The sequence below is a fragment of the Embleya sp. NPDC025285 genome (assembly GCF_055558835.1).
In genome coordinates, this window is sequence record NZ_JBVHLU010000066.1 from 54,003 (window position 1) to 63,780 (window position 9,778).

At 71.5% G+C, this 9,778-nt stretch carries 7 protein-coding genes; all 7 read left to right on the forward strand.

Annotated elements, in window-relative coordinates:
• Positions 1–27 precede the first annotated feature (27 nt).
• Entirely contained in the window at positions 28–807 is a 780-nt protein-coding gene (locus ACZ4FV_RS34315) for a thioesterase II family protein (RefSeq protein ID WP_395873253.1), read from the forward strand.
• The gene (locus ACZ4FV_RS34320) at positions 807–1,838 is read left to right on the forward strand and encodes a threonine ammonia-lyase (RefSeq protein WP_395873252.1); all 1,032 of its coding nucleotides are present in this window, start codon (positions 807–809) and stop codon (positions 1,836–1,838) included. The genes ACZ4FV_RS34315 and ACZ4FV_RS34320 overlap by 1 nt, the downstream gene beginning before the upstream one ends.
• Before the next feature lie 60 nt (positions 1,839–1,898).
• Entirely contained in the window at positions 1,899–2,684 is a 786-nt protein-coding gene (locus ACZ4FV_RS34325; RefSeq protein ID WP_395873251.1) for a thioesterase II family protein, read from the forward strand.
• Positions 2,685–3,313: 629 nt separating this feature from the next.
• Positions 3,314–3,535, forward strand: a complete 222-nt coding sequence (locus tag ACZ4FV_RS34330; protein ID WP_395873250.1) for a phosphopantetheine-binding protein — start codon at positions 3,314–3,316, stop codon at positions 3,533–3,535.
• A complete protein-coding gene (locus ACZ4FV_RS34335) occupies positions 3,532–4,779 on the forward strand; it encodes a cytochrome P450 (protein ID WP_402242023.1) in 1,248 nt (415 codons plus the stop codon). The genes ACZ4FV_RS34330 and ACZ4FV_RS34335 overlap by 4 nt, the downstream gene beginning before the upstream one ends.
• Positions 4,776–5,510, forward strand: a complete 735-nt coding sequence (locus tag ACZ4FV_RS34340; RefSeq protein ID WP_395873248.1) for a thioesterase II family protein — start codon at positions 4,776–4,778, stop codon at positions 5,508–5,510. The genes ACZ4FV_RS34335 and ACZ4FV_RS34340 overlap by 4 nt, the downstream gene beginning before the upstream one ends.
• Positions 5,511–6,082: 572 nt before the next feature.
• Positions 6,083–9,778 (forward strand): beta-ketoacyl synthase N-terminal-like domain-containing protein (locus tag ACZ4FV_RS34345; protein WP_465324148.1); only part of this gene is annotated, 3,696 nt, incomplete at its 3' end.

Below are 9,778 nucleotides of genomic sequence, written 5' to 3' on the forward strand. Positions count from 1 at the left end.
GGGTTGGTCGGGGTGAAAGAACCCGGCATGTCCGCGGACAACGGGGACCGGACCGCGCTGCTGTGCGTGCCGTTCGCGGGAGCGGGACCGTCGTTCTTCCACCCGTGGCGGGCGCCGGCCGCGGACCGGTGGCGCGTGCTCTCGGTCGAACTGCCCGGCAGGGAGCGACGGATCCTGGAGACGCCGTACCGGAACGTCGTCGAGGCGGCCGAGAACGAGATCGAGGGCATCGTCGCGGACCTCGGCGAAGGGGCGCGGGTGGTGCTGTTCGGGCACAGCCTGGGCGCGGTGCTCGCGTACGAGCTGGTGCATCTGCTGAGCAAGCGCGACGTGCACGTCGAGCGGCTGGTCGTCAGCGGTTCGCCGGGGCCGTGGACACAGCGGGAGCGGCGGGCGACCGGGCTCCCCGACGAGGAATTCCTGGCCCGGGTGGAGGAGTTCGCGGGGTTCAGGCACGAGGCCCTCGACCACCCGGAGATGCGTGAACTGATCCTGCCGGTGCTGCAGGCCGACTGCGAGATGCACGAGAACTACGTCCCGAGCGTCGACGAGCCCGTGTCGGTGCCGATCTGCTCGCTGCGAGGCGACTCCGACGGCCTGGTCACCGCCGAAGAGGCCCGCCAGTGGCGGGACGCCACCACGGGCGCTTTCAGCTATGTGGAGTTCCCGGGCGACCACATGTACCTGGTCGATCTCGGCCGCGAGGTGCTGGAGGTGATAGCGGCGGAATCCGCCCGCGATCACCGGGTCGTTTCCGTCGGATCCGCGAAGGACACCTCGACGTCGCGGCGAAACGGAGACGCGTGATGCCGATCGGCCGGGACGCCGTGGCCGTCACCGACCAGCCACCGCTGCTGAGCTTCGAAGGCGTGCAGGACGCTCGGCGGCGAATCGCCGGCCGCGTGACGCGGACGCCCGTCGTCCGCAGCGAGGAACTGGAGCGGCCGACCGGGGCCCGGCTCTGGCTGAAGGCGGAGAACCTCCAGCGTGGAGGCTCCTTCAAGATACGCGGCGCGCTCCTGGCCATGGATCGCTTGACGGGAGCCGGCAGCGTCGGCGTGGTCGCGCAGTCCACCGGCAACCACGCCATAGCCGTGGCCCTGGCCGCCGCCCGATGCCGACTGCCGGCCGTGCTGGTACTGCCCACCGACGCCGCGCCGACCAAGGTGCGGCGCATTCGTGAGACCGGCGCCGAGGTGCTCCTGGCCGGCACCACCCTGGCCGAGCGGATCGCGGTGGTCGAGGAACTCGGGCACACCCGCGGCTACGACGAGATCGACCCCTACCAGAACCCGGACGTGGTGGTCGGCCAGGGAACCGCCACCGCGGAACTGATCCACCAGGTGGCCGCGGCCGACGGCCGCCTGGACGCGGTGGTGGTGCCCGTCGGAGGCGGCAGCGCGGTGGCCGGCGCCTGCCTGGCCACCGCCGGCCGAGGCATCGACGTCTACGGTGCCGAGCCCGGCGCCGTACCGGCCCTGACCGAGGCGTTGCGCGCCGGGGGACCGGTCACCGTGGACGCGAAGCCCACGATCGCCGACGGACTGCGCCCCGACCGGATCGGCCGACTGCCCTACGACTTGGTCCACGACACGGTCGCCGGGGTCTTCACGATCGAGGAGAGCGCCATCGCCGAGGCGATGCGCCTGGTGCTTCTGCGTGCCCGACTGCTGATCGAGCCCGCCGCCGCCACGGCCGTGGCCGGGGCCCTGCGCCTCGCCGCCGACGGGCGCGCCCGAGACATCGGAGTACTGGTCTCGGGCGGCAACGTCGAGCCACGCCTGGTGGCGTCCCTGCTGGACGAGCAGGCCGCCCGTTCGGCCGACCGGGCCTCCTGAAGCCGCCGCCGACAGGCGGGGCCGCACAGCGAAATCGGCAGACTCACGGAAGGGTTGGGCATGACGGGATCGGCGAAATTCACAGGGGAGTGGATCCAACGCTTCCATCCCCGCGACGACAGCGAGTTCCGAGTCGTCTGCTTTCCGCACGCCGGGGGTTCGGCGAGCTACTACTACACACTCTCGAAAGCCCTCTCGCCGGAACTGGACGTGCTCGCCATCCAATACCCCGGACGGCAGGACCGGCGTGCCGAGGGCTGCGTGGACAGCGTGGCCGAACTCGCCGACCTCACCTACGCGGCGCTGCGCCGCTGCGAGGACGGTCGGCCCACCGTCTTCTTCGGCCACAGCATGGGCTCGACCCTCGCCTTCGAGGTGGCCCGCCGCCTCCAGGAGGACACCGGTGCCCCGCCCGCCTGGCTGTTCGCCTCCGGCTACCCCGCCCCCTCGCGACTGCGCGGCGGAACGGTCCACCGTCGTGACGACGCCGGCATCCTCGAGGAACTGCGCTCCGTCGGGGGCACCGACCCCGTCTGGTTGGAGAACAAACACATGATGGCCTCGATCCTGTACGCCGTCCGCGGCGACTACGCGGCCATCGAGACCCACCCCCGGGTCGTCGATGTCCGGCTCGACTGTCCCATCACGATGTCGGTCGGCACCGACGACCCGCACACCACGATCGCCGAGGCCGAAGCCTGGCGGGAGCACACCACCGGCGAGTTCGCCCTGCACGTCTTCCAGGGCGGCCACTTCTACCTCGACGAGCACAGCCGGGAGGTCACCGACCTCATCTCCGGCACCGTCCGGGGCCTCTCCGCCACGGCCCGGGAGACGGCCCGCTAGGCGCCTTCTTCCTGCGCCATCCGCTCCGACTGTATGCGTGACACCCCGATTCCCGCCATCGGCGCGACATCGTGAATTTCCGGACGGATTACGGCACCGCTCCGGCCGGAGGACGGATCGAGGCGGCGGTGTCGGATTCGATACCCGGGTGATTCGTGCCGACTTCACGGCGGGTCGGGGATCGGTGCCACGTGGCATGTCCCGTCGGCGGGACAAGAGGTGTCCGGAGCAGGGTCCGTACCGACGTCTCTTGCCCTGGCTTTCCCGGCCAAATACGTTGGCCGCACGATGACCCCGGTGCGCGGTCGAAAACTCGCACCGATGAAACCGCGGCGTGATCCGACCGCCGAACACCACCGGCACGGCGTGCGCGGAAGACATTCGCAAGACATTCGCCCGGCTGTTCAAGAGAATTCGTCTCGCCGGGCCGACAGGGAAAAGGGACCCCGGCGGCCGCGAAGGCGGTGACGGTCCGATGGATGGTGCCGGTAATGGCATGGGTGGGCACTCCGGTTCGGCGGAGAAAGGAAAGGCTGGCAATGGAATCGTCGCCGCAGGTCCATCGGCGAGGTGGGCAGGACGAGGCATCGGACGGGCAAGCCGCGCCTTCGAGCGCACCGGAGTCACTCGTGCGGGAGATCTCCGCGTTGTGGAGCGAATATCTCGACGGTCGCGAAGTCGCGGCGGATGACGACTTCTTCGCGATCGGCGGCAATTCGCTCATCGGGATCAAGATCATCGACCGGGTGTCCGAGGACTACGGCGTCGCACTGTCCGTGCGCGAGTTCTACCTGGCGCAGACCCCTTCCCGGGTCGCCGCGCTGATCGAGCGGGGGAGGGGAGGGACGTGAGGCTGACGCCGGGTGCAGCACGCGACGTCGACCTCGACCGGGTCGACCTGTTCGACCTGGACCTGTACACCTCGGGCGATCCGCACCCGATCTGGGACGTGATGCGGGCCAAGGCCCCCCTGCACCACCAAGTCCTGCCGGACGGCCGGGAGTTCTGGTCGGTGACCCGCTACGACGATGTCTGCCGCGTGCTCGGCGACCACCGGGAGTTCACCTCGGAGCGCGGCACGGTGGTCACCCACCTCGGGGTGGACGACGTCGCGGCAGGCAAACTGCTGACCTCCACCGACCCGCCCCGACACACCCAGGTCCGCAGGGCGATCGGCGCCAAGCTCACCGCGCGCGCGGTGGCGCCCTGGGAGGACCGGATCCGGCAGTCGGTCGCGCGTTTCCTCGAACCCGCGCTCGACGGCGGCACCTGGGACCTGGCCGAACAGGCGCTGCGCCTCCCGGCGATCGTCACGGGGCCGCTCCTCGGCATCCCGGAGCGGGACTGGGACGAGCTCGTGCAGCTCACCGCGATGGTGACGGCGCCCTCGGATCCGCACTTCAAGCACGGCAGCGAAGCCGCGACCCTGGCCATCTCCCACCACGAACTGGTCACCTACGTCACGGACCGGGTCAAACGGCGGCGATCCACCGGGGGTGAGGACGGGAGCCTGCTCGACCACCTCATGAGCGTGCGAGCGGGGGGCGCGCCGCTGACCGACGAAGAGATCGCCCTCGACGGCTACAGCATCCTCCTGGGCGCCAACGTGACGACGCCGCACACCGTCTCGGGCACGGTGCTCGCGCTGATCGAGCGGCCCGAACAGTTCGACAAGGTCCGGGCCGACCCGTCGCTGGTACCGAACCTGGTCGAGGAAGGGCTGCGCTGGACCTCGGCCGCCTGTAATTTCATGCGGTACGCGGTGCGCGACACCCGGATCGGCGAGGGCACGATCCCGGCCGGTGGGGCAACCGTCGCGTGGATCGGGTCGGCCAACCGGGACGAGACCCGGTTCACCGACCCACACACCTTCGACGTGACGCGCAACGCGAGCCGTCAGGTCGCGTTCGGCTTCGGCCCGCACTACTGCATCGGTGGACCGCTGGCCCGGATGACCCTGCGGATCTTCTTCGAGGAACTGTTCCGACGGTTCGGATCGATCGAACTCGGCGGTGAACCGCAGCACTTGCGCTCGTACTTCATCGCCGGGATGACCCACCTCCCCATCGTCGCCCAGAAACGAACGACGCCATGACCTCCGGTTCCGCCGCCCCGTCGCCGTGGTTCGTCCGACCGCAGACCGGCGACCACCGCGCCCGGATCTTCTGCTTCCCCTACTCCGGGTCCGGAGCCTCGGCCTTCAGCGCCTGGCCGGCCGCCATCGACGACGTCGAGGTCTGCCCGGTGCAGTTCCCCGGCCGGGAGAATCGGTTGGCCGAACCCCACTACGACACCTACGAGAACCTCGCCGCCGACCTGACCGAATCCCTGGTGCCGCGGCTCGACCGGCCGTTCGCGTTCTTCGGGCACTGCGCGGGCGCGCTGCCCGCGTTCGAGACCGTGATCCGGCTCGCCGAACGCTGCCTGCCGGGACCGGAGTGCCTGTTCGTGTCGGGCCAGCCGGCACCGCACGACGCCTCGAACGACCGGATGCTCACCATGAGCGAGACCCGATTGCGCGCCGAATTGGAGTCGGTCGTGCGCGGCCGGGGGATCGAGCCGCGGCCGGACATGGTCGACCTGGGCATGGCCGTGCTGTTGCGCGACCTCGCCGCGGCGCGCGAGTACCGGCGGGTGGAGCCGGTCGTGCTGCACTGTCCCATCGTCGTACTGCACTGGCGGGACGACCCCGACGTCAGCCTCGACCAACTCGAGGGATGGCGGGCGTACTCGGACTCGGTCGACATCCGGGTCGTCGACGGCGGCCACCACGACTTCATGCACGCGCCGGACGCATTGCTGAAGCTGCTGGCCTCCCGGCGGTGACCACAGCACAACCCGTGAGAGCCGTACGTCGAGGGAACCGGAAGGGGGTTCGCATGTGTGCCACGGCCACCGACATCACCGACACCGCGATGTCGTGCGACGCCCCCGGCGCGCACGACCCGGATGAATTCCGGTCCCTGTCGGCAACCGCGACCTCGGATTGGTTCCTCGACGCCCGCGACGGGTTGGCCCGCTCCGGCGACGACGGTGCGGGAGTCCCCGCCGTCGTCGCCCTCGAACCCGGGGCGGCCGCTGCACCCAGCAGCCGCCCCGCAACCGGCTCGTCCGCCGCCCGCGGCGGAACGACCGGAGTCGTCCGGCCACGCGGCACACCGCGCGGCCCCGCCCCTCGGTGGGCCCACCGAACCCGATGGGTCCACCGGGGCGGACACCGGGACATCCCGGGGGCCGCGGTCGTCGATGCCGACGGGGAGCACCCGGAGCCGACGCGGGCCGCGGTGCGGAACCCGGTCCGCGCCGCACGGACGGAACACACCCGTCCGCCCCGCCGGCCGCGAACCGCCCGCCGCGGGCCCTCCCCGGACACCACTTGACCACCAGTGAGGAATGGCATGTCTGTTGACGACACCCGCAGCGCGGCAGGACTTGCCGGGGACCCCGTGGCCGTGGTCGGGATGTCCTGCAGCCTCCCCGGTGCCCGTGACCCCGAGTCCTACTGGAAGCTGCTCACCCAGGGGCGGGTGCCGGCCCCGAAGCCCGGCTCCACCGCCGGCGCCGGCAGACGGCTCCGCACCCTGGTCCGCAAGGCACTGGCGACCGCCGGCATCGCGCCGGAGGACTTCCGCGGCGGCGGGGACGAACTGTTCCTCGCGGTGCCGGACACCGGCCGCACCGTCGGCCCGCGCGGACTCGAGCCGACCGTTACCACCGGCGCCGCGTCCGCGCCGCGGGCCGTACTCCTGGCCGCGCGGAGCCTGCGCGAGGGCCGGACCGACGTGGCGCTCGCGGGCGGGGTCGACGGCCCCGAAAGCACCGCCGGCGTCGTACTGGTGCTCAAGACGCTCACCCGGGCCCGAGCCGACCGCGATCACGTACACGCGGTACTGCACGCCGACGACACCGACGCGACGGACGGACCGGACGGGGCGCCACGCGAGTCGGGCCCGGCATCCGGCATGGCGGCGCTGCTGGAGGCCGTGCTGTCCGTCCGGCACGGCCGGTCCTCGTCGAGCACGAGCGGCGCGGGCTGCCGAATCCTCGTCGAGGCCGCCGCGGAAGGGGACTTCGCCACCGGACGCCCGGGCTTTCGCACCGCCACACTGCCCCTGATCGTCTCCGGAGCGACCCAGGACGACGTACGGGAGCGGGCACGTCACCTGCTCGCGCACCGCGAGGAGAACCGGTCCGCGCCACGCGACCTCGCCCTGTCCCTCGCGGCCGCGCACGCCGACTCCGAACCCTCCGCCGTGCGCCACCGGACCGTCGCCTGGGCCGACGACGGCCGGCAACTCACCGACGAACTGACCGCGCTCGCCCACGGCGAGCGCAGCGCCACCCGGATCAGCGGCAACGCCGAGGCGCGAAACCGGGTCGTCTTCGTCTTCCCCGGCCAGGGCTCCCAGTGGATCGGCATGGCTGCCGGACTCCTCGACGACTCCGACGTGTTCCGCGATTGCATCCGGGCCGGCGCCCGGGCACTCGCCCCGCACATCGACTGGTCGCTGGAGGACGTGCTGCGCGGAACACCCGGCGCCGCGTCCCTCGACCGTGACGACGTCGTGCAACCCGCCCTGTTCGCGGTGATGGTGGCCCTCGCCGAACTGTGGAAGTCCTTCGGGGTGCGGCCCGCGGCCGTGCTCGGACACAGCAACGGCGAGATCGCCGCCGCCGTCGTCGCAGGCGGCCTGTCCCTGGAGGACGGGGCGCGGGTCGTCTCACTGTGGAGCAAGGCCCAGGCACGACTCGCGGGCCGGGGCGCGATGATCTCCGTGGCGGCGTCGCTCGCCTCGCTGGAGCCGAAACTCGTCGAGTGGGGCGACCGACTCGCCGTCGCCGCGGTCAACGGACCGCAGGCGGTGATCCTGTCCGGCGACCGCGACGTCATCGACCGGCTGCTCGAAGAACTCCCCGCCGAGGGCATCGCGGCCAAGCGGATCCCGGTGGACCTCGCGGCCCACTCCCCGCACATCGAGGCACTGCGCGAGGAGATGCTCACCGGACTGGCGCCGATCGAGCCCCACACCGCCACCGTGCCGTTCCACTCGACGGTGACCGGCGACTTCCTCGACACCACCGCGCTGAACGCCGCCTACTGGTACGCCAACCTGCGCAACACCGTGCGCTTCGAGCGCTCCGTGCGCGCACTCGAGGCGGACCACCAGGTCTTCATCGAGGTCAGCCCGCACCCGGTCATCACCATGGCGCTCCAGCAGACCCTGGACGACCTGGGGTCCGACGCAATCCTGGTGGAGTCGCTGCGCCGCAACCAACCCGGAGCACGCCGCTTCCTCGCCTCGCTCGCGCGGCTGCACACCGGCGGCGTCACCGTGGACTGGCGGCCGGCGTTCGGCCCGGACTCCGCGCTCACCGAACTGCCCGCGCGCCCGGCCCCGTCGCGAGGCGGGGTCGCGGACGAGCAGGCCGCGGCCACGGCGGGCGCGCGCGCTTCGGATGAGGTCACGGACGGTCTCCTGGAGTTGGTGCGTGCCGAGACCGCCCTGGTCGTCGGGCTCGACCCCAACGGCGGCGTCGACGGCGCGGAGTCGTTCCGGGACCTGGGCCTCGACTCCGCCCGCGCGGTGGAACTGCGCAACCGCCTCGTCGAGGCCACCGGCTTGCGGCTCCCGGTAACCCTGCTCTTCGACCACCCGACGCCGGCGGAACTCGCCCGCCACCTCGCGGCGCAACTGACCGGCACCGCCGCCGAGGCGGCGCCCGCCGAACCGGTGATCACCGCTGCCGCGCCGGACGAGCCGATCGCCATCGTTTCCATGGCCTGCCGCTTCCCCGGTGACGTGGCCTCACCGGAAGACCTGTGGCGGCTCGTCCTGGACGAGAAGGACGCCGTCTCCGGCTTCCCCGTCAACCGGGGATGGCCCCTGGACACCCTCTTCGACGACGACCCGTCCCGCGCGGGCCGCTCGTACACCCGCCAGGGCGGATTCCTGCACGACGCGGATGGGTTCGACGCCGAGTTCTTCGGTATCAGTCCGCGCGAGGCCCTCGCCATGGACCCGCAGCAGCGCCTGATTCTCGAGACCGTGTGGGAATCCCTGGAGCGGGCCGGGATCGATCCGGCCGCGCTGCGCGAGAGCAGCACGGGGGTCTACCTCGGCGCGCTCGCCCAGGACTACGGGCCGCGACTGCACGAGGCGGACGAGAAGGCCGGCGGATATCTGCTGACCGGCAACTTCATCTCGGTGCTCTCCGGCCGTGTCCCCTACACGTTCGGTCTGCGCGGCCCCGCCGTCACCGTGGACACCGCCTGCTCCTCGTCCCTGGTCGCCCTGCACCTGGCCGCGCAGGCACTGCGCGTGGGCGATTGCGAGCTGGCCGTGGCGGGCGGCGTCACGGTGATGTCCAGCCCCGGCATGTTCGTGGAGTTCAGCCGCCAACGCGGGCTCTCACAGGACGGCCGTTGCAAGGCGTTCGCCGAGGGCGCGGACGGCACGGGCTGGGCCGAAGGCGTGGGCGTACTGCTCCTGGAGCGGTTGAGCGATGCCCGTCGCAACGGCCACGAGGTACTCGCCCTCGTGCGCGGCTCGGCGATCAACCAGGACGGTGCCAGCAACGGTCTGACCGCCCCCAGCGGGCCCGCGCAGCAGCGCGTCATTCGGCGGGCCCTGGCGAATGCCGCTCTGGTGGCGGACGAGGTCGATGTGGTCGAGGCGCATGGTACGGGTACGCGGTTGGGTGATCCGATCGAGGCGCAGGCGTTGTTGGCGACCTACGGTCAGGGGCGGTCGGGGGATCGGCCGTTGTGGTTGGGTTCGTTGAAGTCGAACATCGGTCATACGCAGGCCGCGGCGGGTGTGGGTGGCGTCATCAAGATGGTGATGGCCATGCGGCACGGTGTGCTGCCCAGGACGCTGCATGTGGATGCTCCTTCTCCCCATGTGGATTGGGCTTCGGGCGCGGTGGAATTGCTGACCGAGGCGCGGGCTTGGCCGGAGACGGGTCGTCCGCGGCGTGCCGGGGTGTCGTCGTTCGGTGTCAGTGGGACGAACGCGCATGTGATCGTGGAGCAGGCTCCTGAGGGTGGGGGTGTGGTCGGGCGGGGTGTGTCGGGGCCGGTGGTGGTGGCGGAC

Bases quoted from the DNA above. Each gene is read 5' to 3' on its own strand.
- ACZ4FV_RS34315 (WP_395873253.1), top strand. From the start codon at position 28: ATGTCCGCGGACAACGGGGACCGGACCGCGCTGCTGTGCGTGCCGTTC.
- ACZ4FV_RS34320 (WP_395873252.1), top strand. From the start codon at position 807: ATGCCGATCGGCCGGGACGCCGTGGCCGTCACCGACCAGCCACCGCTG.
- ACZ4FV_RS34325 (WP_395873251.1), top strand. From the start codon at position 1,899: ATGACGGGATCGGCGAAATTCACAGGGGAGTGGATCCAACGCTTCCAT.
- ACZ4FV_RS34340 (WP_395873248.1), top strand. From the start codon at position 4,776: ATGACCTCCGGTTCCGCCGCCCCGTCGCCGTGGTTCGTCCGACCGCAG.